24 protein-coding genes are annotated in these 22,579 nt (G+C 61.6%); 19 read left to right on the plus strand and 5 right to left on the minus strand.

Annotated features, from left to right (window positions below; all coding sequences use genetic code 11):
• Window positions 1-17 precede the first annotated feature (17 nt).
• A complete protein-coding gene (locus GGD66_RS02090) occupies window positions 18-329 on the plus strand; it encodes an MliC family protein (protein WP_092263016.1) in 312 nt (103 codons plus the stop codon).
• A 113-nt stretch (window positions 330-442) separates the two neighbouring features.
• On the opposite strand, the gene GGD66_RS02095 is transcribed toward GGD66_RS02090, so the two are convergent.
• Window positions 443-646, minus strand: coding sequence for a DUF2735 domain-containing protein (locus GGD66_RS02095; RefSeq protein ID WP_018317483.1), 204 nt, complete (start codon window positions 644-646; stop codon window positions 443-445).
• Between the two features lie 540 nt (window positions 647-1,186).
• Here GGD66_RS02095 and GGD66_RS02100 point away from each other — a divergent pair.
• From GGD66_RS02100 to GGD66_RS02150, 11 genes are all read left to right on the plus strand, one after another.
• Window positions 1,187-2,221: a glutamine synthetase beta-grasp domain-containing protein gene (locus GGD66_RS02100; RefSeq protein ID WP_018317482.1), complete on the plus strand. Its 1,035-nt coding sequence runs from the start codon at window positions 1,187-1,189 to the stop codon at window positions 2,219-2,221.
• A 197-nt stretch (window positions 2,222-2,418) separates the two neighbouring features.
• Window positions 2,419-3,120, plus strand: coding sequence for a GrlR family regulatory protein (locus GGD66_RS02105; RefSeq protein WP_092263019.1), 702 nt, complete (start codon window positions 2,419-2,421; stop codon window positions 3,118-3,120).
• Window positions 3,121-3,138: 18 nt separating this feature from the next.
• Window positions 3,139-3,822 carry a substrate-binding domain-containing protein gene (locus GGD66_RS02110; protein ID WP_092263022.1) on the plus strand — a complete coding sequence of 228 codons (684 nt, stop codon included), beginning with the start codon at window positions 3,139-3,141 and terminating at the stop codon, window positions 3,820-3,822.
• A 32-nt stretch (window positions 3,823-3,854) separates the two neighbouring features.
• Window positions 3,855-4,676: a tetratricopeptide repeat protein gene (locus GGD66_RS02115; RefSeq protein WP_177237533.1), complete on the plus strand. Its 822-nt coding sequence runs from the start codon at window positions 3,855-3,857 to the stop codon at window positions 4,674-4,676.
• A gap of 70 nt (window positions 4,677-4,746) precedes the next feature.
• Window positions 4,747-4,896: a hypothetical protein gene (locus tag GGD66_RS02120; RefSeq protein WP_007591825.1), complete on the plus strand. Its 150-nt coding sequence runs from the start codon at window positions 4,747-4,749 to the stop codon at window positions 4,894-4,896.
• 262 nt (window positions 4,897-5,158) lie between these two features.
• Entirely contained in the window at window positions 5,159-5,863 is a 705-nt protein-coding gene (locus tag GGD66_RS02125) for a hypothetical protein (RefSeq protein WP_092263027.1), read from the plus strand.
• Window positions 5,864-6,083: 220 nt separating this feature from the next.
• Entirely contained in the window at window positions 6,084-6,470 is a 387-nt protein-coding gene (locus tag GGD66_RS02130; protein ID WP_092262065.1) for a nuclear transport factor 2 family protein, read from the plus strand.
• Between the two features lie 281 nt (window positions 6,471-6,751).
• Window positions 6,752-7,726, plus strand: coding sequence for an ABC transporter substrate-binding protein (locus GGD66_RS02135; RefSeq protein WP_183256755.1), 975 nt, complete (start codon window positions 6,752-6,754; stop codon window positions 7,724-7,726).
• Window positions 7,727-8,008: 282 nt separating this feature from the next.
• Window positions 8,009-8,695 (plus strand): hypothetical protein, encoded by a 687-nt coding sequence (locus GGD66_RS02140; protein ID WP_183256756.1) that lies wholly within the window; start codon window positions 8,009-8,011, stop codon window positions 8,693-8,695.
• A gap of 467 nt (window positions 8,696-9,162) precedes the next feature.
• Window positions 9,163-10,242 carry a glycosyltransferase gene (locus GGD66_RS02145; RefSeq protein WP_246788756.1) on the plus strand — a complete coding sequence of 360 codons (1,080 nt, stop codon included), beginning with the start codon at window positions 9,163-9,165 and terminating at the stop codon, window positions 10,240-10,242.
• 206 nt (window positions 10,243-10,448) lie between these two features.
• Window positions 10,449-11,408 (plus strand): ABC transporter substrate-binding protein, encoded by a 960-nt coding sequence (locus GGD66_RS02150; protein WP_092261974.1) that lies wholly within the window; start codon window positions 10,449-10,451, stop codon window positions 11,406-11,408.
• A gap of 722 nt (window positions 11,409-12,130) precedes the next feature.
• Here GGD66_RS02150 and GGD66_RS02155 read toward each other — a convergent pair.
• Window positions 12,131-12,373, minus strand: a complete 243-nt coding sequence (locus GGD66_RS02155) for a hypothetical protein (RefSeq protein WP_051056887.1) — start codon at window positions 12,371-12,373, stop codon at window positions 12,131-12,133.
• Window positions 12,374-12,878: 505 nt separating this feature from the next.
• On the opposite strand from GGD66_RS02155, the gene GGD66_RS02160 reads away from it, so the two are divergent.
• Both GGD66_RS02160 and GGD66_RS02165 read left to right on the plus strand, forming a co-directional pair.
• Entirely contained in the window at window positions 12,879-13,274 is a 396-nt protein-coding gene (locus tag GGD66_RS02160; RefSeq protein WP_177237470.1) for a cupin domain-containing protein, read from the plus strand.
• Window positions 13,275-13,582: 308 nt separating this feature from the next.
• Window positions 13,583-13,879, plus strand: a complete 297-nt coding sequence (locus GGD66_RS02165) for a hypothetical protein (RefSeq protein WP_092261977.1) — start codon at window positions 13,583-13,585, stop codon at window positions 13,877-13,879.
• Between the two features lie 187 nt (window positions 13,880-14,066).
• On the opposite strand, the gene GGD66_RS02170 is transcribed toward GGD66_RS02165, so the two are convergent.
• Window positions 14,067-14,483, minus strand: coding sequence for an SRPBCC family protein (locus GGD66_RS02170; RefSeq protein WP_183256757.1), 417 nt, complete (start codon window positions 14,481-14,483; stop codon window positions 14,067-14,069).
• A gap of 278 nt (window positions 14,484-14,761) precedes the next feature.
• Between GGD66_RS02170 and GGD66_RS02175 the strand changes: the two genes are divergently transcribed.
• The 5 genes from GGD66_RS02175 (at window position 14,762) to GGD66_RS02195 (ending at window position 20,893) form a co-directional block, all read left to right on the plus strand.
• Window positions 14,762-15,028, plus strand: a complete 267-nt coding sequence (locus GGD66_RS02175; RefSeq protein ID WP_018317469.1) for a hypothetical protein — start codon at window positions 14,762-14,764, stop codon at window positions 15,026-15,028.
• Between the two features lie 199 nt (window positions 15,029-15,227).
• Complete coding sequence (locus GGD66_RS02180) at window positions 15,228-15,611, plus strand: hypothetical protein (protein ID WP_183256758.1); 384 nt, start codon at window positions 15,228-15,230, stop codon at window positions 15,609-15,611.
• 49 nt (window positions 15,612-15,660) lie between these two features.
• Complete coding sequence (locus GGD66_RS02185) at window positions 15,661-17,367, plus strand: efflux RND transporter periplasmic adaptor subunit (protein ID WP_246788757.1); 1,707 nt, start codon at window positions 15,661-15,663, stop codon at window positions 17,365-17,367.
• Between the two features lie 6 nt (window positions 17,368-17,373).
• Window positions 17,374-20,493 carry an efflux RND transporter permease subunit gene (locus tag GGD66_RS02190; protein ID WP_183256759.1) on the plus strand — a complete coding sequence of 1,040 codons (3,120 nt, stop codon included), beginning with the start codon at window positions 17,374-17,376 and terminating at the stop codon, window positions 20,491-20,493.
• 28 nt (window positions 20,494-20,521) lie between these two features.
• Window positions 20,522-20,893 carry a hypothetical protein gene (locus GGD66_RS02195; protein WP_246788758.1) on the plus strand — a complete coding sequence of 124 codons (372 nt, stop codon included), beginning with the start codon at window positions 20,522-20,524 and terminating at the stop codon, window positions 20,891-20,893.
• Window positions 20,894-20,992: 99 nt separating this feature from the next.
• On the opposite strand, the gene GGD66_RS02200 is transcribed toward GGD66_RS02195, so the two are convergent.
• Window positions 20,993-21,163, minus strand: a complete 171-nt coding sequence (locus GGD66_RS02200) for a hypothetical protein (RefSeq protein WP_018322909.1) — start codon at window positions 21,161-21,163, stop codon at window positions 20,993-20,995.
• On the minus strand, window positions 21,160-22,557 hold the full coding sequence (locus GGD66_RS02205; RefSeq protein WP_183256760.1) for an amidase: 1,398 nt from the start codon (window positions 22,555-22,557) through the stop codon (window positions 21,160-21,162). The genes GGD66_RS02200 and GGD66_RS02205 overlap by 4 nt, the downstream gene beginning before the upstream one ends.
• Window positions 22,558-22,579 lie beyond the last annotated feature (22 nt).

A 22,579-nucleotide genomic window follows, 5' to 3' on the forward strand; every position in this document is an offset into this window, starting at 1 on the left:
TATTACAGGGGGCGATCATGGGCCGGCACAAGGCCATTCTTTTGACGACCGCCATGCTGGCAGCTGGAATGACCAGTGCGCGGCAGACTGAAGCGCAGACGTTCCAGACCTATCGCTGCGCCGATGGTACGCAGTTCATCGTTGCATTTTATGACGCCGACAAGCGGGCCTTTCTCCAGATCGACGGCGAGCCGGTCACGCTCGCCAAGCGGCTGTCGGTCGCCGGAAAACGCTATTCGGGCGCGGGTATCACGCTGACCATCGGCAAGACCGGGGCCACCACGGTCAAGCATCTGAAGCGGCCGGTGACGGCCTGCGCGGTGATCTGAACGGCGTGGTTCACCCGAGAATCAAAAAGGGCCGAAACATCGCTGTTTCGACCCTTTTCGAACGGCCGCCGGGCGCCTGCGAGAGCGCGGCGGTTTCAAACCAACCACAGGCATCAGCGATCCCATTTCGGCTTGGCGTCGTCGACCGCCTCTTGGTGGTACCAGCTGTCGCTGCAGATCGAGACATTCGCCGGAAGCGAAGCGTGATCGGCAGGAAGGCGGGTCTCGCCATAGCGGCGTCCCGCGAGAGCCGCGCGGCCCCCGACCGGGAATTGGTAGATCGTTGCCGATCCGTGACTCAGACCATTGTTCATCATTGCGATTTCTCCTTGGTCGAAGCGCCTTGGCCTCCATGGTGCGCCCGACTCGTTCGATTGTGGTTACTGGAATCCCCATATCGGCCGCGCGTCCCGAATTGCAAAGTGCTGAAAACGAAATCAGTTTCCGCCCAATTTGTAGGCATGTGGCCCACTGCTTCCCCTAAGGCATGGTGTCGGTGGCTAACGGCTGGGCCATTCCAAAGGTTGCTAGGCAGGGGCGTGGAGCTTTGCGAAAATTGCTGGACGTTGATGCGCGTTTCATCGGCAACCTCCGGCACGGGCCGGCCTGCTTCAGAATCGGGCGTTTTTCGCCGGATTTTTGCGGTGCAGCTACACGCAATGGTGCGCCGCTATGACGCACGACGCCGTCGACATCGCGTGGACACCGGGCCGGGGACAGCCGCGGTGGAGAACCTCCCGCGCTGCGGCCTTTTGGCACGTTAAATGCTTGTAAGGGGCCGGCCGATGATGGCCGGGTACAAAACGTTCGGGGGCCGCCAGGCCCCCAACCTTTCGCATCATCTACAGAGAGGCTCAATGACCAAGTATAAGCTCGAGTACATCTGGCTCGACGGATATACGCCGACTCCGAACCTGCGCGGCAAAACTCAGATCAAGGAATTCGCGTCGTTCCCGACGCTCGAGCAGCTTCCGCTCTGGGGCTTCGATGGCTCCTCCACCCAGCAGGCCGAAGGCCACAGCTCCGATTGCGTGCTGAAGCCGGTCGCCGTCTTCCCGGACGCTGCGCGCACCAACGGCGTGCTCGTGATGTGCGAAGTCATGATGCCCGATGGCAAGACCCCGCACGCCTCCAACAAGCGCGCCACCATTCTCGACGATGCCGGCGCCTGGTTCGGCTTCGAGCAGGAATACTTCTTCTACAAGGACGGCCGTCCGCTCGGCTTCCCGACCTCGGGTTATCCGGCGCCGCAGGGCCCGTACTACACCGGCGTCGGCTTCTCGAACGTCGGCGACGTCGCCCGCAAGATCGTCGAAGAGCATCTCGACCTTTGCCTCGCTGCCGGCATCAACCATGAAGGCATCAACGCGGAAGTTGCCAAGGGCCAGTGGGAATTCCAGATCTTCGGCAAGGGCTCCAAGACCGCCGCTGACCAGATGTGGATGGCCCGCTATCTGATGCTGCGCCTCACCGAAAAGTACGGCATCGACATCGAATTCCACTGCAAGCCGCTCGGCGACACCGACTGGAACGGCTCCGGCATGCACGCCAACTTCTCGACCGAGTACATGCGCACGGTCGGCGGCAAGGAGTATTTCGAGGCCCTGATGGCCGCCTTCGACAAGAACCTGATGGACCACATCGCCGTCTACGGCCCGGACAACGACAAGCGTCTGACCGGCAAGCACGAGACCGCGCCGTGGAACAAGTTCAGCTACGGCGTTGCCGACCGCGGCGCTTCGATCCGCGTGCCGCACTCCTTCGTCAACAACGGCTACAAGGGCTATCTGGAAGACCGTCGTCCGAATTCGCAAGGCGACCCATACCAGATCGCTTCGCAGATCCTGAAGACGATCGCCTCCGTGCCGGCCGACAAGAAGGCCGCAGCCTAAGATCCTCCCGGCCCGGGCTGGGGGCTGGCCCGGGTTGGCTTTCAATCCGCCGGAGCTGAAAGGCGCCGGCGGATTTTTAGCATCTTGATGACAGCCATTCCCGTGATGCAGCAGGGTTGCGTTGCGTGAAGCCTGTCCATGTCGGCCCAAAGCGGGATAGAGTGCCCGCAGGATGCGCGCAGGGCCGGGGACGGCTGGTGTTTGAAGGCTTCTACAAGGTGAAATTTCAGCTCGGCGACGCCGTCGGCCGGAGCGTGATGCATGCCGGCAACGGCAAGATGCTCGGCGGCAATTCGGCCTTCGCCCATATCGGCACCTACGAGAAGACCGACAGCGGCGTCGACGTCGTGATCAGCACCGTCCGCCATAACCCCGATCCGAACTATCGCGCCATGGCGGGCACCGATGATGCGACCTTGCTCGCCAAGGGCTGGGCGGATGGCGATCTCTATCGCTTCAAGGGCGAACTGAAGGAGTTGCCCGGCATTCCCTTCCAATCGGTGATGACGCCGATCACGGAAGACGAGGTGCCGATCGCCGGCGGCATCGGCGAAGGGGGCATCGCCGACGGTCTCTACTCCATCCATCTGCGGATGCTCGACGGTCTCGACGGCGGCCTTACCGGCGTGATGCTGCTGAACCGGGGCCGCATCCTTGGCGGCGATGCGGCATTCTACTATCTCGGCAGCTACACCGCCGCGAACGGGCGCTGGAAGGGCCAGATTCTCAACCAGGAGCACACGCCGGCCAAGGATGACCCGATCTTCGGCGGCCACGAGGTCGGTATCGGCTTCTCGGGCCGCTACGACGCGGAAGAGGCGGTACTGGAGGCGACCGCGCTTGCCGGCAAGCGCAGCCTGCGCCTGACCGCGGCGCTCAAGCTGATGCATCGCGCCTGATCGCGACGGAAATCGCTCATGGAAAACCTTCGCATGCTCTCGACGCTCGGCCTGATGGGCGCGATGCGCAGCCTGTCGTCCGCGTATGAGGCCGCAACCGGCGTCCGTATCGACGCCGACTTCGCGCCGACCCTCGCTTTGCTGAAGCGCCTGCGCGACGGCGAGGCCGCCGATCTCGTGATCCTCACGCGCGAAGGGCTGGACGAGGTGATCGCGGAGGGCCGCGTGCTCGCCGGGAGCGCGGCCGACCTGGCGCGCTCCTATGTCGGCATTGCCGTGCGGGCAGGGCAGGCGCATCCCGATATCGGAAGCGAAGCGGCGCTGCGCAGGACGCTGCTCGCAGCGCGGTCCATCGCCTATTCGCGGCTGGGCGCGAGCGGTGTCTACTTCGGCCAGCTGATCGTGCGGATGGGGATCGCAGCCGAGATCAATGCCAAGGCCACCATCGTCGAGCAGGGGTTTACGGCAGAGCGTCTCGTCAGCGGCGAGGCCGACCTCGCTGTGCAGCAGATCAGCGAGCTGAAGCAGGTTAGCGGCATCGAGGTGGTCGGTCCGATCCCGCACGAGCTGCAGACACCGGCGGTGTTCTCCGCCGGCCGCATGGCAGGGGCGAAGCATGCTGACGCCGCGGACCGGCTGCTGCGCTATCTGGCATCGCCCGAGGTCGTACCCGTCCTGCGCCAATCGGGACTCGAGCCTTGAATTTGCCGGGGCGGGGACGCAACGTGATGACCATGCGGACTTGTCTCCTTGCCATCGTCCTGGTGCTCGCCGCGCCCTTGGCAGCGCGCGCGCAATCGGCCGATCTCGTGTTGTGCGACCGGGTCGCGGCCGATCCCAGCGACCCCGACAAGCCGGCTGACGTGAGGGGCGTCGCGGAGGTCGCTGCCTCCGACGTCGCGACGGCGATCAGGTTCTGCAAGCAGGCCGCGCCGTCCTCGCGCCGTGCGATGTTCGCGCTCGGCCGCGCCTACGCCGCCAACCGGCAGACGGCGGAGGCGATCGCCGCCTGGCGCAAGGCCGCCGACAAGGGATCAAGCGCCGCCATGGTCGAGCTCGGTGTTGCCTATGGCACCGGCTCCGGCATCGCCAAGGACGAGGCGCAGGCGCGAAAACTGTTCGAGAAGGCGGCGCAATCAGGCAATCCCCGCGGCGTCAGCAACCTCGCTGCGCTCGGCGGCGCAGGTGGCGCCGCGCCGGCCGATCCCGCGCAGGCGCGCGCGCTGCTCGGCAAGGCTGCCGAGACCAATGCGGAGGCGCAGTACCAGCTCGGCCTGATGCTCTCCGAAGGCACGGGCGGCGCGAAGGACGACGTCGCGGCGCGTGGGCTGTTCGAGAAGGCGGCGGCGCAAAACCATCCCGGCGCGCTGGAGCGAATGGGGGCCTTCGCGGAAGGCGGCCGCGGCGGCGCAAAGGACAAGGACGCCGCCAAGGCCTATTACGAGCGCGCCACAGCGCTTGGCGACGAGGACGCCAAGAAGGCGCTGGAGCGGCTGCGCTGCCCCTATGCGATCAAGGACAAGCAGGGCAAGCTCGTCACCACGCTGTGCTTCTGAGCAGAGCCACACGCGACGGAACCTCAATCGCGTGGACGCCGTTGATCTCAAGACACAACGGAGCGCGATCATGATCCGCAAACTGGCATCCGGCGAATACCGCCTCTATTCACGCAAGGTGAATCCGAAGACCGGCAAGCGTCGTAACCTCGGGACCTTCCGGAGCCGTGCGGCCGCCGAGAAACACGAGCGCGAGGTGCAGTATTTCAAGCGTCACTGACGCCTGATGAGCCCGCGGCAAGCAAAAAACGCGAAAACAACCCCATGCACAGTAGCCAAGCCTTTGAAATAACAGATCAAACGAAAACGTCGCCTGCGGATTAAGCGAAATGAATGATTGACCCGTCGGGCAAATCAGGGGCAAGATGGCATCGTGGCGGCGGAGGTTCCGCAAGGCCCTGCGCGGAAAAGCCGGATGGCCGAGGTGCGGCGGCAATGCTAGGTAGCCCGCGATTCTTTTCCGATTTTGCGGGTTCATTGCGTTGCTGGACGGACTCTACAAGGTTGAATACGGCGTCAATGATGCGTTCGGGCGCAGCATCATGTGCCTGCATGACGGCAAGATGCTGGGCGGCAATTCGGCCTTCGCGCATCTCGGCACCTATGTCGAGCGCGATGGCGAGATCGTCGCCGAGGTGATTACCGAGCGGCATAACGAGGATCCCCATTACAAGCCGCTGATGGGCGCCGACGTCGCCAGGATCGGCGCACGCGGCCGGCTGCACGGCAACCAGATCCGTCTTACGGGCGGCGCGGACACCATGCCGGGCGCCGGTTTCTGGGCCAACCTGACGCGGCTCGATGACGGGGCGCTGCCGCCACGCGGCACGATCGGGCAGGGCGGCATCGCCAACGGGCTTTACGGGATGGGTCTGCGCGCGCTCGACGGCGTCGATGCTGGGCTCTCCGGCGTCATGCTGCTGATCGACGGCCGCATCCTCGGCGGCGATGCGTTCTTCTACTATCTCGGCTCTTACTCTTCGGCAGACGGCCGCTGGAAGGGAGAGATGCTCAACCAGGAGCACACGCCGGCCAAAGGCGAGAACCCCGTGTTCGGCGGCTATGAGGTCGGGATCGGCTTCTCCGGGACCTGCAACGAGGACAGCGGTGAGCTCGAAGGCATCGCACTCGCCGGCAAGCGCAGTCTGCGCCTTGCGGCCTCGCTGAGGCTGATGAGAAGGGCTTAAGGACTAGTGCTCGCAAGGGCGGATGTCCGGATGCTGAAGTGAAGCGGCCAGGCTCGCGCAACTCATGTCCGCTTATGGCCCTCAGCGGACCAATCGCAGCATGGCGCGCCACGGCAGCTTTTGACCCGAAGGCGACATCGACCAGACGTATAATCGATCCCCTCAGCTCGCGCGTGTGTCCTTATGCTATTGTATCCACTTCGAGATGAGGGAGGGAAGGATGGACATTCGATCGAAATTAACGTTGCTGTGCGAAGCGTTCAACGCGCACGACCTGGATTCCATCATGGACTTCTTTGCTAACGATTGTGTCTTGGAGATGCCGAGGGGAGCCGAGCCATGGGGCTCGCGCTTTGAGGGGAAACGCAAAGTACGAGACGGGCTCGCGACGCGCTTTGAAGGCCTGCCGGACGTTCACTACGGCGACGTCGAACACTTTGTGGATGCGATGGCAAACACGGGCATTTCAAAATGGACACTAACGGGCACTACACGCGAAGGAAAAGCGATCGAGGTCCGAGGATGTGACTTTTACACGTTTCGCGCGGGCGAGGTGATCCGCAAGGACTCCTATTGGAAGATTGTTGAGGGCCCTTCGTCAGCCTAGCGATGCAAGAGTCCAAGTATGACCCATACAGACGAAATTCGGCATTCGTTCATCGGTCAGTTCGCGGGGGTAAACCGAACCTGATCACGCAAGGGCAAGATCGACGCGAATGACCCACCCCGGACATCGGGGACTGCGCCGCCTCTACTCAAGAGGCTCGCCGTTCAACGAAATCCGCCCCCAACGTGAATGTCAGTTCCATGCGGGACTCGTCGCCGAGATCTGCCTTTTTCCAAGTTGCGGGCGCATATTGTAGCGATAGCGCACCGCGAGATGGCTCAATGAAACGCCGCGATTTTATCACGCTTCTCGGCGCTGCGATGGCAGCCTTGCCCCTCGCAGCCCAAGCGCAGCAACCTGTGGTGCCGCGGGTCGGCTACGTCTGGAGCGGCGTTCGCGGGACGGACGTGTACTACCAGACCGGATTCCGTCAGGGACTTGCGGACCTGGGATATGTAGTGGGGCGCAACCTGCTGCTCGAAGAACGCTATGCCGAGGGCAAGCCGGAGCGCGTTCCTGTGCTGATCGCTGAACTCCTCTCGCTCAACGTTGATGTACTCGTGACTCCAGGCACACCCGCTTCGCAGGCCGCGCAACGTGCAACATCCACGGTGCCGATCGTCTGCATGAGCGGAGATCCCGTCAGAGCCGGTCTTGTGGCAAGCCTCGCCCGGCCAGGCGGCAACATCACCGGGCTGTCGCAGCTCTCCGGCGATTACGGCGTCAAGTGGCTGGAGCTGCTGAAGGAGGCGGCACCGAAAGTGCATCGTGTCGCCGTGTTGTGGAATCCTGACAATCCGACGACTGCCAACCAAGTCGAACTCATGCAAAGAGCGGCACCCGGGCTCGGTCTCGAGTTGACTGCCCTCTCGGTGCGGCTCGCGGAAATCGATAACAGCTTCGCCGCTCTGGGAGAGAACGGCCTCGACGGCCTCGTCGTCACCGACGATCCATCGCTGATACCCCTCGTTCCCCGGCTGATCGCGCTCACCGCAGAGCGGCGAATGCCGGCGATCTATCCATTCCGCGACTCGACTCAGAGAGGAGGACTGATGTCGTACTCGGCCAACCTTTTCAAACTATGGCAACGCGCCGCAGGCTATGTTGATCGCATTCTGAAAGGGGCACGTCCGGCGGAGCTTCCCGTCCAGCAGACGACGGACGTGACCCTGAATATCAACCTCAAGACCGCTAAGGCGCTCGGTCTCGACATTCCAATCACGCTGCTCGCCGGTGCCGACGAGGTGATCGAATAGATAATTGCGGCGGTGCATGAGTCCGTTCCTGGCCCTTGGCTGACTTCAGCCCTGAGAGCGGCGATGTCCGCTTCCCAGATATGACCTGCCCAAGGTCATGCTGACTGCCGAGGGCAGCTTTTGACCCGGACCGGAAGCTGACCGAGTTCGTGGATGAACCACTTGAATTGTGTCCCCGACCAAGGGTCGGAAGGGGGTTCGGGAAAATAGCGATAGACTATCCCCGGCCGCTCCCGACGCCCCAGAAGCGATCGGGCGAGTGAAGAAAGCTTTGAGCCCAAAATGATGAGCAATCGAGCCAGGCAGAAGCGCTCAGCCTTCAATGTAAGGCAATTCGGAGTTGATGGTCGAAAGACGCTCTTCTTGCTGCTTCTCCTTTTCGCGATCCCCGCGCACGACTGCTCCGCGCAGACACCGCCGCCGCGAGTCGACGAACATGCGTTCGAGCGCGTGTCGCCGACGGTCGTGAAGAGATTGGCGACCCGCTTTTCGCTGGGCGCATTCGCCGGCCGCTTCGAGGAGACGCCGCTCGGCGCGGTCCGCGAAGCCGTGGGCGAAGGGACCATCCAACACCAGGGCCACGCTGGAGATAGCATCTATTGGCTGTGTTATAGACGCGCGCAGCATCGATTGTGGGTCGTGTCCAGCGGAGAGATGGGCGGCCCGGACCATCTCGTCACAGAGATCGTTGAAGAGCTCACCGAGAAAGACGCCGAGACCTCGACCGATTGCGCCAACATCCCGGAAAAGTTCGCGCCCCTCGTCTTCGACGGCAAGCTGCATTTAGGCATGTCGCGTTCGGAGGTGGTCACGGCGCTGGGACCGCCGTCGAAGTCGAAAGCTGCTCAGATGGTGTATTCTCACCACGGAAAGCTCGCAGACGGTTTCGATGAGACCGCATGGCTCATTCTCCGATTTCGTGAGGAAAAGCTCGTGTCCATGCGCGGCGGCAAGACCACGACGAATTGAAGTGGCCGCTAGCAGCGTTCATGCTTCACAGCGTGATGCGAGCGAGTCACGCCCGCTCGCGCAAGATCCCCATCACATAACCCAGCTTCACCACCACCTTTCGGCGAAAGCAAGCCAAGGGCACTTGGTCATCCACTTTGGCTACGATGCCCCCGAAGCTGCGCCCGAACTGACCCAAGGTGATGGGCAGCGGGGGCCAATAGTTCGACGTTTGCGGATGCGACTGAATCCGCCTGTCGCCTCATGTCGCCTTTGAAGGGTAGATCGGACTTGCCTAGAGCGGTCCAAAACGACGTGATTGGCCCGTGGGTGACCTCAGCCCAGAGCGCGGCGATGTCCGCTTCCCAGAGATGACCTGACCCAGGTCATGCTGACTGCCGAGCGCAGCTTTTGACCCGTTGCGGACTCGGGGAGTTAAGGAGCGGATTTGATCGGCAGCGTTGAAAGGAGCCGATGAACTACCGGCCATGGAAGCCGACAGGAACCCATTCAATCCGTATTTTGTTGAACAGATAGATCTCGACGCTTTTTGTAAGTCGGTGGAATCCGACAAAATGAGCTCCGTAGACGTCGTTGTTCCCTGCTTCCGGTACGGGCACTTCCTGCGAGAGTGCGTCGAGAGCGTTTTGACGCAATCCGGTCCCGAATTGCGCGTGCTCATCATCGATGATGCGTCGCCCGACAATACTGCGGAAGTTGCGAAAGAGTTGGTTGGCTCCGATCTCCGCGTCAATTACCGCAGGCACACCTCGAATCAAGGTCTCATCGCTACCGCCAACGAAGGCATCGCCTGGGTGAAAGCCAACTACATGCTTTTGTTGTCTGCGGACGATTACCTGCTGCCCGGTGCCCTCAACAGATCGGCCGATCTGATGGACGATCATCCTTCTGTCGCTTTCACCTTCGGAGGCGCGGTTGTCGTGGATCAACGGGGGAAGCGTTCGCGCCATAGAACAGGAGTGGGATCCAGAACCCACGTTTTGTCCGGACTTGATTTCATTGCGCTTAGCGGCGCAAGAAATATCGTGCTGTCACCCACCGTAGTGGTCCGCACGAGCCTGCAGAAAAGAGTAGGCGGGTATTTGGCTGACTTGCCCTACGCCTCTGACATGGAGATGTGGTTACGGCTCGCCGCACATGGCGACGTGGGGGTCATTGCTGCTGATCAAGCTGTGTATCGATCGCACTCGGCCAATATGTCAAGCGAGCCTTCGCGGGAGCAAGACCTGCTCCAACGCAAGGCGGCGATAGATCACTTCCTGAATAGTTGCGCCGCCAGGTTGACGAACGCTGATGATCTTCGTGCCTGGTTGATCCACATGTCGGCTCTTGAAGCGATCGGCTGCGCAAGCGCCGCCTTCAATGAAGGAGCGATGGAAAGCTCAGCACGCCTTTCTAAGCTTGCGGTGAGTATCGATCCGAGCGTTCAACGAACGCGGCGGTGGTGGTTTCTCGCCTGCAAGAAGGCTCTTGGGTTGCGAGGATGGCTGCTGGTGCGGCCTTCAGTTGAGTGGTTTAGGTCAATCTTCCAGAATCAGCGCCGCTGAGGCTGCTAAAGCGACTGGGCCGTCATATTCGCTTTTGACCCCAAAGCTGACCTGTCGAGACATCCGCCGATTTGCCCGCTTGTGACCCGAAGCGGGCATGCGCCATCTCGCCGCATTTGCAACGCGGCAGTTGCATTCGCAGCAAGTGCGACGACCATTGACACCTGATACTCTGCACCTGTCCCCCCAGCTGCGATGAGGATCGAATGAAGCGGCGGGAGTTCATGGCGACTGCTGCGGCGCTGGTCGTTTCGCCACGGCGGTTGCGGGCGCAAGGAATGCCTCGCCGAATCGGTTTCTTCGGTTTCTTAGATCCGATAGCTCGCGAAGCGTGGCGCGCCGGCTTACGCGAAAGGGGTTGGATCGAGGGCAAGAACCTGCTCATCGAATATCGTAATTATGCAGACCCCTCGGATCGCTTGCAAACCTTTGCTGCGGAGTTGGTAGCCCTAGCTCCCGATCTGATAGTTGCCGCCGGGCCGCAAGCAGCCTCCGCCCTGAAATCGGCCACCATTCCAATTGTCTTCGTGGTCGTTGCCGATCCCGTTGGACTTGGCCTGGTTCAAAGCCTCTCGCGCCCAGGCGGCAACATGACCGGTCTTACCTCGTGGGTTCCGGGAGATTGGTTTGGAAAACAAATCGAAATCCTCCGCGAACTGATACCCCATGCCGCAAAAATTGCGCTCTTAGTCAATCGCGACAACCCAATGCACAGGCTGCTGTTAGCTGAGGAGGTACCAAGCACAGCCCGGAAGCGCGGGGTCGCTCTGTCTATAGTCGAGGCGACTAAGACCGAGGAACTCGACACCGCCTTTGCTTCAGCAGCTGCCCAGCGCGCCGATGCAATGATTGTTTTTGGCGACATTCTGACCATTCGCCAAGCCCCACGAGTTGTCGGGCTCGCGGCGGAGTACCATTTGCCCGCGATTTACTTCTTCCGACAATTCGCCGATGGCGGATTGGTCGTCTATGGCCCCGATATAGCCGATCTATTCCGCCGTGCAGGCGGCTACGTCGATAAGATCCTCAAGGGCACCAAGCCTGCCGATCTGCCGGTAGAGCAGCCGACCAAGTTCGAGCTAGTCATCAACATGAAAACGGCCAAAGCGCTCGACCTCACTGTGCCGCCCTCGTTACTCGTTCGTGCCGATGAGGTGATCGAATAGAGATGGTATTTGCTGCGATGCATGAGTCCGATTTTGGCCCTTGGCTGACTTCAGCCCTGAGAGCGGCGATGTCAGCTTCCCAGAGATGACCTGACCAAGGTCATGCTGACTGCCGAGGGCAGCTTTTGACCCATATCGGACTTACTGCCGTTCTCAATTTGTATATCCGATGGACTAGGCTTACCCGGTAGGGGAACCGATCTTACCTTTTCCAGTTTGGAGTGGTCGGAAACTTTTCGAGGAGCCGCGCCATGGGAGATCGCCGCAAAAGAGTGAAGCAAACTCGCTCCCTTGAAGAACGAATGGCCGAACAGGCCATTACGCTCAAGAGCGGGCCCAGCCACTTGCCCGCTGGTGCGGAACGTGAGGGCTTGCTTAAGCGAGCCAGGATTGCTGAGACCGGCGCGCATCTAAGCGATTGGTTGACCTCGCCGGGCTTGCAGCCACCCAAGTAAGGGTTTCGGGAAAACCGTCCAATTTGATACTTAGCGGCATTGACAGAGCACGCGGTGTTTCGATGCTCCAAATGATTTTGATAATGTTCGGGGTCGGGACCGTGCTGGTCGGCAGCATAGTCCTCATATTCGAGTGGCGCGCGCTGGTAGGTTATTGGCGCTAACCCGCAAATCTCCCAATGGACGTGAAGTAAGACCGGACAGAGGCCGCCGAGCTAAGCTTGACCTGTGCGCGCGAGGGCGGCAGAGCGCGCAGGCAGAACGCTTTCATACATTTCCTTTCCAGATCAGCCATCGGTAGACGCCGAACACGTTGATAAGTGTCACCACGACGTTTTGCACCATCAGCGCATATTCCGCCGTTAGATAGCCGACGACGATCCAGATCACCGATGCACCGCTCAGTACGACGAAGGCCCAGCCGGTAATGAGTGGCCGCGCCCGGGCAGCTAGGATCAGCCCGGCGCCGATCGTGCCGACTGTCGCCACCCAACGCAGGATTTCATCCATGACGCGTGTGCTCCCCGAAAGCCGACGTCGGAGCGTCGCTCCGCGATTTGCCTATACGGACGCAGTCACAGGCAGGCCGCCGGAGTGGAACTTTCCGTCTCGTGCGCCGACCACCATGCGACCCCCGCCCGAGCGACTTGGCCCCACAGTGGCGGCGGAAGGTCAGGGTACCACTGTGGTGATCCCGTGCGGTATCAACTCCGCTGCGCCGAGTTTCCATCAACCGGCGTGCTGGCACATTGCCCCGGGCTGCCGAACTGAAATCTGAGCCAAGGACTTATCTGCGCAACGAGATGATCGAATGAGCGCGGCTTCCGCTGTTGGCCCTTAGCTGACCAATCTCGGCATGTTGCGTGATGGCAGCTTCTGACCCTAAACGGGCATTAGTTTGCGCTAGCCACCCGCCTGCAAGTCTTTGGTTGCGCTTCGGCTGAACATCCAGTGTAGTTTGCACACCAAGGCCCTAAGGATAGGCCTGCGGGCCGAAACGCCCAAAGGAGCAGCGATGACGAAGATCAACAGAAGATCAGCGCTATCACTGGGTTTTGCAACCGCTGCGGTGCTCGCGGCGGGAACATCAGCCTCCGCACAAACTAAGCCACCACAAGGCGTAAGCATCCAACCTTGGGGTAAACGCGAGTCGATGATCCCGGGCTACAAAACAGTCTCAATGCGCGATGTCGTTTATCAGCCAGGTGCGAAGACTTCCAACCCGTCCATGCCCAATGACATGGTTTGCCACGTGCCCGAGGGCGAACTCCGGGTGAAACAAACCGACGGCATGGAATTTGTTGCGAAGAAGGGTGATGTTTGGACTTGCAAGAAAGGCATCGGCGAAGATCTCGAGAATGTCGGTTCAACTGTCGCGATCATGCGCATTATCGACCTGCTACCGGCATGATCATCCGCGCTTCCAGGGTCGGGGATTGATATTCGCCGATACGGAGGATTGCGGAAATTTGGGCTGCCCGAAAGATCGTCGCAGCCAGCGCTCGCGGGGCTGCGACGACCGACCAGTGGCGACTTCCGCTTTGACCCTCAGCGGACCAATCGCAACATGGTGCGCCACGGCAGCTTTTGACCCTCAGCAGACTTCGTGCGCATCGCGCCCAGTTAGGGAACCAATATCGCAATCGATAAACTTCGATCTGCTCGGCAAGCCCTTCTCTAGCCTAGCCAGTACAAACTAGGGAGCAAAGGATTGTGGCCATGTACTTCCTCACTGCTTGCCTGATGGTGGTCGTCTTGAGTGCCGCAGTGGCGTACCGTCGAGCTGGATCTCTACCACGAAACCTTCAGGGACGGCTCGACCGTCAGCAGCGGCGTGCGGCGATGTGGCCCGCTATGTGCGCAGGAATTTGCGCACTGCGGCTGCTTGGACTTCACTATGTTCGAGGCTGGCAAGAATCCGGTCCCCTCGAAACGGACTATCTCCTCATGCTTCTCCTGCTTATCACCTCTTTCTTTGGTGGTTGGTTTCTTGGCATCATTGGCTGGATTGATTGACCGCCGACAAGCTGCCATGACCTTGGCATCGTCCTGTTGATGTCCGGTTTTGGCCCGTGGCTGACCTCGGTCGCCGCCTGTCGGATGTCAGCAAGCGCCCCCAGGGCGGACCATTCAGTTTCCGTCTGGTACCCCGCGGAATTCCGACCACGCCTGTCAGGATCTCCATCTCCTGCTACACACGGCGTCACGACTTATTCTGTTTTGTCTCCACATATCGTGCGAAGCTGTCGAGGATCGCCTGCCAACCGCCTTGCTGCTGCTCGACCGAGTGCGTCGGTTCGCTGTCGAAGACGACGCGGACGACAACGGCTTTTGGGCCGGGCACGAACTCGACTTCGGCCTTTCGATCGCCGAACGCGTATTCGATCCGCTTGTGTTCAACGATCTTCGTGTAGGTGCCGGCGAAGTCGAAACCCATGCTGCCGTCCTTGGCTTCCATGCGCGACGAGAAGGCGCCGCCGTCACGCAGGTCGACCGTAGCCCTGGTCGTATGCCAGTCGTCGGAGGCGGCGTTCCACTTCACGATGTCGGAAGGTGTCGTATAGGCACGCCAGACCTGATCGACGGGGGCGGCTACGTTGGTCTCGACGGTAATTCTCATGGGCATTGCTCCAGGTTCGTTTTGACGGCTTGAGGTGATGACATCACTTCACGTGCACGGGTCCATACACGGCCCTTCCGAGCAGTGTCCACCGGAGGACGATCGAGACTGGTCCCTGCCGACATGGTCGCGCCGTTAATGCGTAAAAAAGAAAGGGGTGTCACCAGAACGCCTTTGGGCCATCCGCGACCGATGCCTGAAACGGTAATTGCTCTCGACGGTCGAGGAACGGCCTCCGGCGCAGCTTGTTGGTCCGCCAAGCACCAGGAGGCGTGACCATGGAACGCATCAGCAAGGGCCAGATCCTCCTGCTCGCCGTTTTGGCCATGATCCTGATCTTGACCGGTGTCTGGGCCGTTTCGGTATGGAATGCCAGCAGCGGGGTCGAGATCGGCAGGCACGGCTGGATCGCGCTAGGCCTTGGCACATTTTTCTCCTTGCTGATCGGATGCGGACTGATGGCGCTGATGTTCTTCAGCAGCCGCAGCGGTCACGATGACAGCGCCGATCCCTTCCGGCACAAGCAAGACAAATCGGCCGAGTGATGTTCGAGGCCGCTTCTGGCCGCACGCGGCGCTGGCGGCCTCGGATTGAGCCGAGAGATGATGGACCGAGACGCCGGCAAGCTCTCGCCGATGGACGATGCGCGCGCACCGTCGCCTTGAAATCGCGGCGCGGATGGCCTAGGTCTTTGCCGTGCAGCACGGTGTTGTCCAACGACTTCGTCAACTCGCCAGAACGGCCATGTTCGTGGCGATATGGGCCTTTGTGATTCAGGTGACCCTGATCTCGGTTTCGCAGGTGCAGGCGGCCGTTGGCGCGATGCCTGCACCTTCGGTCACGTTAAGTGGTTCCCTGCATTTTCACGATCAGCTGGCGGGCCATGTGCATTCCCATGGCGGTGACGACGCCGAAGGCCACGTTCATGATGGGCCCGATCACGACGACGAGGGCGCTCCAGGCGTGGTTTGGGACATGTTTGGCACCTCCATCGCCTCACCGCAGTTCATCGACCTGCTCGGTTCCTTTGAAGTGCTCGGCGCTGTCGAACTGCCGGTTACGCGGGTCATTATCGGGGTAAGTCCCGAGGCACTCATCCGGCCACCAAGTACCTTCAGCATCGCGTGATCCCGGCGGCCTTCGGCCGCCGCCTTTTGCATGTCTGAAGGATCTTTCCATGTTCATGAATCAGCGCTGCCCGAAAGGGCGGCCAACAACTCTTTGGCTGACCGGTCTTGGCTGGTTGGCAAGCCTGTTCTTTGGTCTATCAGGCGCCTTTGCCCATGAGGGGCACGATCACGGCGATGCCGACAAGCCGGCGGCTGTCTCATCAGCCTATCCGAGGGTTGTCGCGCGCTCCGAGCTTTATGAGATCGTCGGCATCGTGAAAGACGGCAAGCTTTCCGTTTTCATTGACGATGCAGCTACGAACGAACCGGTTTCGGATGCTGGCTTGCAAGTCACGATCGGCGATTCCGCCCCAATCGAGGCTCCAAGCAACGGAGAAGGTGTCTACACGGCGACGATCCCGAATGGCACACCGCCTGGATCGGTTGAAGTCATCTTCTCGGTTGGCGCCAGGAAGGGGAATGATCTGCTGGTCGACTCCTTCATACCGACGCGTGCCGGCGATGCCCGACTCCCGGAACAGAAGCATGAGCGTGGCTGGCTTTTCTCAAGCCGAATTGCCATCGCTGCCTCCGCGCTAGCTGCCTTGGGTCTCGGCCTTCTCTTCGCCTATTGGAGGCGACGTGGCCGCAGCATGGCCGCCTCCGTTTCCGCCGCGATGGCAGGGGCGCTCGTCATTCTGGCCGCCATCATGTTCGGCGAGGACCGGACGAACCCAACGCCACCGAATCCGCCGGATGCTCCCGCACTGAGCGATGCGCCGCGGCGCCTGCAAGACGGCACCGTCTTCGCGGCCAAACCGACGCAGCGGTTACTCGATGTACGAACCGCCGCAGCCGAGCCGCAGACGATTCATCCCGCGGTTACGTTGATCGGCCGCGTCATGGCCGACCCCAACCGGAGCAGCATCGTGCAGAGCGTCTACGGGGGCCGCGTCGTTCCGAGCAATGGAGGCATACCTCGCATTGGACAGACCGTTCGCAAGGGCGATCTGCTCATCCAGATCGAGCCGCATCTGCCGGTCGCAGACCGCACGACGATCCTCGAGAAGGTGGGTGAGATCGAACAGTTGATGGCGGTCACGGAAAACAAGCTGCGACGGCTGAGGCCGTTGGCCGAACGCGGCGCGGTACCGCAAGGGCAGGTCAACGACCTCGAAAGTGAATTGGAGGGTCTGCGGGCGCGCCGCGAAACGGTCCGAAATTCCCGCACCGGCTTCGAGGAGCTGCGGGCATCAACCGACGGCATCATCACGTCCGCGAAAGTCGTGCCGGGCCAGGTCATTCAGCCGCAAGACATCCTGTTTCAGATCGCGGACCCAAGCAGCCTTTGGGTCGAGGCATTGGCCTATGACGATATCGGCTTGAAGCAGCCGGAAACCGCAACGGCGATGGCCCCGAATGGGCAGCAGATTGTGCTGACCTTCATCGGAACCAGCCGGGCTTTGCGCCAGCATGCATCCGTCGTTCAGTTTGCGATGCCGGAGCCGCCAACGGGCCTCAATATCGGTCAGCCGCTCAATGTGATGGTCCAGACCGGCGCACCCGTAACGGGCCTGCTCTTTCCGCGCAATGCCGTCGTTCGGAGCGGTAACGGCGAGAATATCGTCTGGCTGCACTCCGGACCCGAGCGCTTCGAGCCGAAGCCCGTTCGCGTGCTGCCGGTCGACGCGGCCCACGTGATTGTGGCGGTCGGTATCAACGAGGGCGAGCGCATCGTCGTTCGCGGCACCGACCTCATCAACCAGATCCGGTAGACGCTCATGTTCAAGCTCATCGTGCGAGCAAGTCTGCGCAATCGCCTGTTCGTGCTGGCAGTAGCCGCCGTGCTGGTCGGCTACGGCCTGTTTGTCCTGCCGAGCATTTCTGTTGACGTCCTGCCGGATATCAACCGCCCGACCGTCAACATTCTGACCGAGGCAGAGGGACTGGCGCCTCAGGAGGTCGAACAGCTGGTAACGTTCCCGATCGAGACGTCGATGAACGGCATGCCCGGCGTGATCCGGGTGCGCTCGGTCTCGGGCGTTGGTCTGTCGGTCGTTTACGTCGAATTCGACTGGGGTATCGACGTCTACCGCGCCCGGCAATTCGTCTCGGAGCGGCTGGCGCTGATCCGCGAACAATTGCCCTCTTCGGTCAATCCCCAGATGGGGCCGGTGACGTCGATCATGGGCGAGATCATGCTCATCGCGCTGACGAGCGATGGCACAGCTTCGCCCATGGAAGTGCGCGAGATCGCCGACTTCGTCGTCAGGCCGCAGCTCCTTGCCATTCCCGGTGTCGCCCAGGTGATACCCATCGGCGGCGAGGTCCGGCAATACCGGGTGACGCCGAACGTTGCGACGATGCAGGCGCTCGGCGTCACTCACGACCAGATCGAGCAGGCGGTCGCAAAGTTCGGCACCAACAGCGGCGGCGGCTTTGTTGACCAGCATGGCCGCGAATATTTGATCCGCAATGTCGGACTCACCAGGAAAATCGAGGACCTCGGCAACACCGTCATTGCCACCCGCGACCGGCAACCGATCCTGCTGAAGCAGGTCTCCGCCGTTGATTTCGCCGCGCGCACCAAGCGGGGCGATGCCGGGTACAACGGGAAGCCCGCCGTCATCGTCAGCGTCATGAAGCAGCCTGCCGCGGATACCGTGGCGTTGACGCGCAGTGTCGAAGCCATGCTCAATGAGCTGCAACGCACCATGCGCAGTGGGATTAACGTCACCAACGTGCAATTCCGCCAGGCCACCTTCATCGAGACATCGATAAGCAACGTTGAGCGCGTTCTGGTCGAGGCCGCCATCGTGGTCGCCATGGTCCTGTTCGTCTTCCTGATGAACGGACGCGCCGCGCTCGTTTCGCTGACGGCCATTCCAATATCGATCCTCGTGACGGTCCTGGTGTTCCGCGCCTTGGGCCTCACGATCAACACGATGACGCTGGGTGGCCTTGCCATCGCCATCGGCGAACTGGTCGACGATGCCGTGGTGGATGTTGAAAACATCCTGCGGCGCTTGCGGGAGAACGCCGCGTCGAGCACGCCGCGTCATGTTCTGGACGTGATCTCCGGGGCGAGCCAGGAGGTTCGTTCCAGCATCGTCTATGCAACGATGATCATCGTTCTCGTCTTTGTGCCGCTATTCGCCCTGCCGGGCATCGAAGGACGGCTGTTCACGCCGCTTGGTGTGGCCTATGTGGTCTCGATCCTCGCTTCGCTGCTGACGTCGATCACGGTGACGCCGGTTCTGTCCTACTATCTGCTTTCGGGGCGGACCGATTCAGGCGACGGCGAAAGCCTTGTTGTCACCAGGCTGAAGCAGGCCAATCGGCTGGTGCTCGGATGGGCTTTCGAGCGGCCGGGTCTCGTGCTGAGCTCAGTCGCGGCGGCGGTCGTCGTGGCAGGCTACGCCGCGAGCCAGATGCCCCGCAGTTTTCTTCCCCCCTTCAATGAAGGGACGCTGGTGCTGTCGCTGCAATACAATCCGGGAATCTCGCTCGCGGAGTCGAACCGTCTTGGACTCCTGGCGGAGCAGTTGCTCGCAAAGGTGCCCGAGGTGAAATCGGTCGGGCGCCGCACCGGCCGCGCGGAGCTCGATGAGCACGCCGAAGGCGTGCACTACAGCGAGATCGATGTCGATCTCGTTTCGTCCGGCCGGCAGAAGGTGGACATTTATGCGAGCATCCGAGAGGCCCTGTCCGCGCTGCCGGCGGCGGTCACCATCGGACAGCCGATCAGCCACCGCCTGGATCATCTCCAGTCGGGTATTCGTGCCCAGATCGTGCTCAAGATCTTTGGACAGGACATCGAGATGTTGCGCCGCCTGTCCGAAACCGTGCGGCAACGTCTATCGACGATCCCCGGTCTGGTCGATCTCCAGGTCGAAAAGCAGGTGCTCATTCCGCAGGTGCGGGTTCAGGTCGACCATGCTCGCGCCGCACTTCATGGTCTGACGCCGGCCGCGATCACCCAGGCACTCGACACGCTTTCCAATGGCCGGAAGGTCTCCCAGATCGTCGATGGTAACCGCCGCTTCGACGTCGTCATGCGCCTGTCGGAGCAAGACCGTTCGACAACCGGGCTGCAAAACCTGCTTATTCCGACCGGCCTGGAATTCGTTCCGCTGAGCGCTTTGGCTGAAGTCGTCGAGACAGATGGACCGAACCAGATTCAGCGGGAGGGGACCCAGCGCAGGATCGTCGTCTATGGCAACGGGGACGGGCGCCGCGACATCGCCGATATCGCTGCCGACATTCAGAAGGCGGTTCGGGAACTCGATTTTCCGCAAGGCTACACCACCAACCTCGAAGGTGCCTTTCAAGCCCAGCAGGAGGCCTCGTGGCGCATCGGCATTCTGTCGCTGGCATCCCTGACCCTGATCTTCATCGTCCTCTACAGTCGTTACCGATCAACCGCGCTGTCGCTGATCATCATGGGCGGCATACCGCTCGCCCTGATCGGCAGCGTTGCGGCGCTGAAGATCTCCGGCCAACCCTTGTCGGTTGCGTCGATGATCGGCTTCATCACGCTTGCCGGCATTTCGGCGCGTAATGGGATCCTGAAGATCTCGCACTATATCAATCTCGCCATTCATGAGGGGGAGCGTTTCGGGACCGGGCTTGTCGTTCGTGGCAGCATGGAGCGCCTCAGCCCCGTTCTGATGACGGCGCTCTGCGCAGGACTTGCCCTGACGCCGCTTTTGATCGGCGCGGATCAACCGGGCAGGGAAATCCTGCACCCCGTGGCCGTGACGATCTTCGGCGGCCTGCTCAGCGCCACGATGCTCGACACCATCGTGACCCCAATTTTGTTTCTGATGTTCGGCCAGCCGCCGTTGGACCGCCTGGCGGCCGGACATGCCGCAACCTTCACCCCCGCGGAAGCCTATTGAACCCCGCACAAGCCCCGAGGAGCTACCGATGAGAAAATTTGCGTTCCTTGCCCTGATCGCTGTGATCGCCGCTGCCCCGAGTTCTGCCACGGCGCAGGCTAAAGGCAGCAACGGCGGTCCCGTCGTCAAGTCGCAAGGACATCCGATCGAGTTTGTCCGCAAGGGCACGGAAATTGTCTTCTATGTGGGCGACGACGATGGTTCTCCGTTGTCGACCAAGGACATGCGGGGGCGAGCAACGATTCAGGACGGCGGCAAGACCGTCACCGTTCCGCTCGCGCCGGCCAATCCCAACCTGATGGCGGGAAAGCTGCAGGCCGAGCTGTCGCCAAAGGCCATTGTGGTGTTTTCCGCGAGTTTGCACGGTCATTCGCTGACGGCGAGATACACCGTGGAATAGTTGGCGCGCAATAGGTGGCCATGATGCAGGCCGATGGCCTGCAAGCGCCTGGATTTCTGGTGAATCGATGGAGACGCGGCGGTCTTGCCAGCCCGGCAGTCAGCGAAGCCCGCCGTTCGTCCGCAGGGATCGCACGAAATCGATCACTGCCAGAATCATGACGCTGACAACAATGATGATGAGCGGGATGGCCTTGATCCAAACCACCAGGATTCCAAGAAATGTCACCACGAGCGCGAGGCCGATGAGTCCGGTGATCGCATTGGTCATCGCACGTTCCTTTTCTCCGCACCGGGAGCCGATTTCGCCCCGCTCGCGACTTTGCGCCGAGTGCCACGACCGGTGCGTCCGATGGTCCTGACAAGCCAGTGCGCCGTGCGCAGGAGGCGGGCATCGTTGTCGCGGCGGCCGACGAGCTGAACGCCGAGCGGAAGGCCGGTTTCGGAGCTCATCAACGGCAGGCTGATGGCGGGCACGCCGAGATAGGTCCAAAGCGTGCAGAAAATCGGGTTGCCCGTCGTCTCAATTCCGGGCGCCGGGCCCGGCGCTGCGGGCGTCAGGATCGCGTCATATTCGTCAAAGATATGGTCCAGCGCCTGATTGAGCGGCGCAATCCCGGACAGTGCGTTGCGATAATCCAGCGCGAGATGCGTGCGGCCGCGCTCGATCGCCTGACGCAGCGGTGTGCTCAGCCTGTCGGCGCCCCGCTGGTAGTCGCGCCGCAGATTGTGCGCCATATCGACTTCCATGATGATGCGGTGCATATCGACGGCCATGTCGAAGCTGGGCCCAAGCTCGACTTCGCTCGACGCGTCACCCAAAACCTCGACGAGCTCGGCAAAGGCATCATGCGTCACCGGCTCGGCCTGATCCCAGACCGGAGAGCGTACGAAGGCAAATCGCGGCGGTAACGGCGGCTCGCTCGCCGCGACCGTGGAGAATGGCGGACACGCAACAGACCGGGTGTCCGGATCCTCCTGGTCGAAGCCGGCGAGGGCCTCGGCGAGCAGGGCCACGTCCTCGACGCTGCGCCCAAACACGCCGACATGATCGAGCGTGCGCGACAATTCAAGCGCGCCGGTGCGCGGAATGATGCCGTGCGTGGGCTTGAAACCGACCACGCCGCAGAAGGCGGCGGGACGGATTACCGAGCCGTTGGTCTGCGAGCCGATGGCACCTGGCACCATCAGCGCCGCAACGGCCGCGGCGGAGCCCGAGGACGATCCGCCGGGCGTGTGAGCCGTGTCGTGCGGATTTCGAGTCTTGCCGGGATTGTAGTACGCGTACTCGGTGGTCACCGTCTTGCCGAGGATCACAGCGCCAGCCGCCCGCAGACGCGCCACGGCCGCCGCATCGCGGCGCGGCGTGCGTCCGGCCCACAGATCTGAGCCGAATTCCGTCGGCATGTCGCCGGTGTCGAAGATATCCTTGATGCCGACGGGCACGCCATGCAGCGGGCCTAAAGCCTTCCCGTGCTTGCGATGATCGTCGGCGGCCTCTGCCTGCCGCATCGCGTGGTCGGGATCGAGGAATGCCCACGCATGGATATCGCGATCGACCTCATCGATGCGCCTGAGGCAGTCGCCGACAAGCTCGGTCGAACTGAGGCGGCCATCGCGGATGCCGGTCGCAGCTTCCGTGAGACCGAGCGCGTTGAGACTCATGCGCCGACTTTCTGCGGTTTAC

Origin of the sequence: Bradyrhizobium sp. CIR48 (assembly GCF_014198315.1) — a bacterium.
Taxonomy (GTDB): Bacteria; Pseudomonadota; Alphaproteobacteria; order Rhizobiales; family Xanthobacteraceae; genus Bradyrhizobium.

Excerpts from the sequence above, each read along its gene's own strand:
- GGD66_RS02090 (WP_092263016.1), top strand. The coding sequence starts at position 18 with ATGGGCCGGCACAAGGCCATTCTTTTGACGACCGCCATGCTGGCAGCT.
- GGD66_RS02095 (WP_018317483.1), bottom strand. The coding sequence starts at position 646 with ATGATGAACAATGGTCTGAGTCACGGATCGGCAACGATCTACCAATTC.
- GGD66_RS02100 (WP_018317482.1), top strand. The coding sequence starts at position 1,187 with ATGACCAAGTATAAGCTCGAGTACATCTGGCTCGACGGATATACGCCG.
- GGD66_RS02110 (WP_092263022.1), top strand. The coding sequence starts at position 3,139 with ATGGAAAACCTTCGCATGCTCTCGACGCTCGGCCTGATGGGCGCGATG.
- GGD66_RS02115 (WP_177237533.1), top strand. The coding sequence starts at position 3,855 with ATGCGGACTTGTCTCCTTGCCATCGTCCTGGTGCTCGCCGCGCCCTTG.
- GGD66_RS02120 (WP_007591825.1), top strand. The coding sequence starts at position 4,747 with ATGATCCGCAAACTGGCATCCGGCGAATACCGCCTCTATTCACGCAAG.
- GGD66_RS02130 (WP_092262065.1), top strand. The coding sequence starts at position 6,084 with ATGGACATTCGATCGAAATTAACGTTGCTGTGCGAAGCGTTCAACGCG.
- GGD66_RS02135 (WP_183256755.1), top strand. The coding sequence starts at position 6,752 with ATGAAACGCCGCGATTTTATCACGCTTCTCGGCGCTGCGATGGCAGCC.
- GGD66_RS02140 (WP_183256756.1), top strand. The coding sequence starts at position 8,009 with ATGATGAGCAATCGAGCCAGGCAGAAGCGCTCAGCCTTCAATGTAAGG.
- GGD66_RS02145 (WP_246788756.1), top strand. The coding sequence starts at position 9,163 with ATGGAAGCCGACAGGAACCCATTCAATCCGTATTTTGTTGAACAGATA.
- GGD66_RS02150 (WP_092261974.1), top strand. The coding sequence starts at position 10,449 with ATGAAGCGGCGGGAGTTCATGGCGACTGCTGCGGCGCTGGTCGTTTCG.
- GGD66_RS02155 (WP_051056887.1), bottom strand. The coding sequence starts at position 12,373 with ATGGATGAAATCCTGCGTTGGGTGGCGACAGTCGGCACGATCGGCGCC.
- GGD66_RS02160 (WP_177237470.1), top strand. The coding sequence starts at position 12,879 with ATGACGAAGATCAACAGAAGATCAGCGCTATCACTGGGTTTTGCAACC.
- GGD66_RS02165 (WP_092261977.1), top strand. The coding sequence starts at position 13,583 with ATGTACTTCCTCACTGCTTGCCTGATGGTGGTCGTCTTGAGTGCCGCA.
- GGD66_RS02170 (WP_183256757.1), bottom strand. The coding sequence starts at position 14,483 with ATGAGAATTACCGTCGAGACCAACGTAGCCGCCCCCGTCGATCAGGTC.
- GGD66_RS02175 (WP_018317469.1), top strand. The coding sequence starts at position 14,762 with ATGGAACGCATCAGCAAGGGCCAGATCCTCCTGCTCGCCGTTTTGGCC.
- GGD66_RS02180 (WP_183256758.1), top strand. The coding sequence starts at position 15,228 with ATGTTCGTGGCGATATGGGCCTTTGTGATTCAGGTGACCCTGATCTCG.
- GGD66_RS02185 (WP_246788757.1), top strand. The coding sequence starts at position 15,661 with ATGTTCATGAATCAGCGCTGCCCGAAAGGGCGGCCAACAACTCTTTGG.
- GGD66_RS02190 (WP_183256759.1), top strand. The coding sequence starts at position 17,374 with ATGTTCAAGCTCATCGTGCGAGCAAGTCTGCGCAATCGCCTGTTCGTG.
- GGD66_RS02195 (WP_246788758.1), top strand. The coding sequence starts at position 20,522 with ATGAGAAAATTTGCGTTCCTTGCCCTGATCGCTGTGATCGCCGCTGCC.
- GGD66_RS02200 (WP_018322909.1), bottom strand. The coding sequence starts at position 21,163 with ATGACCAATGCGATCACCGGACTCATCGGCCTCGCGCTCGTGGTGACA.
- GGD66_RS02205 (WP_183256760.1), bottom strand. The coding sequence starts at position 22,557 with ATGAGTCTCAACGCGCTCGGTCTCACGGAAGCTGCGACCGGCATCCGC.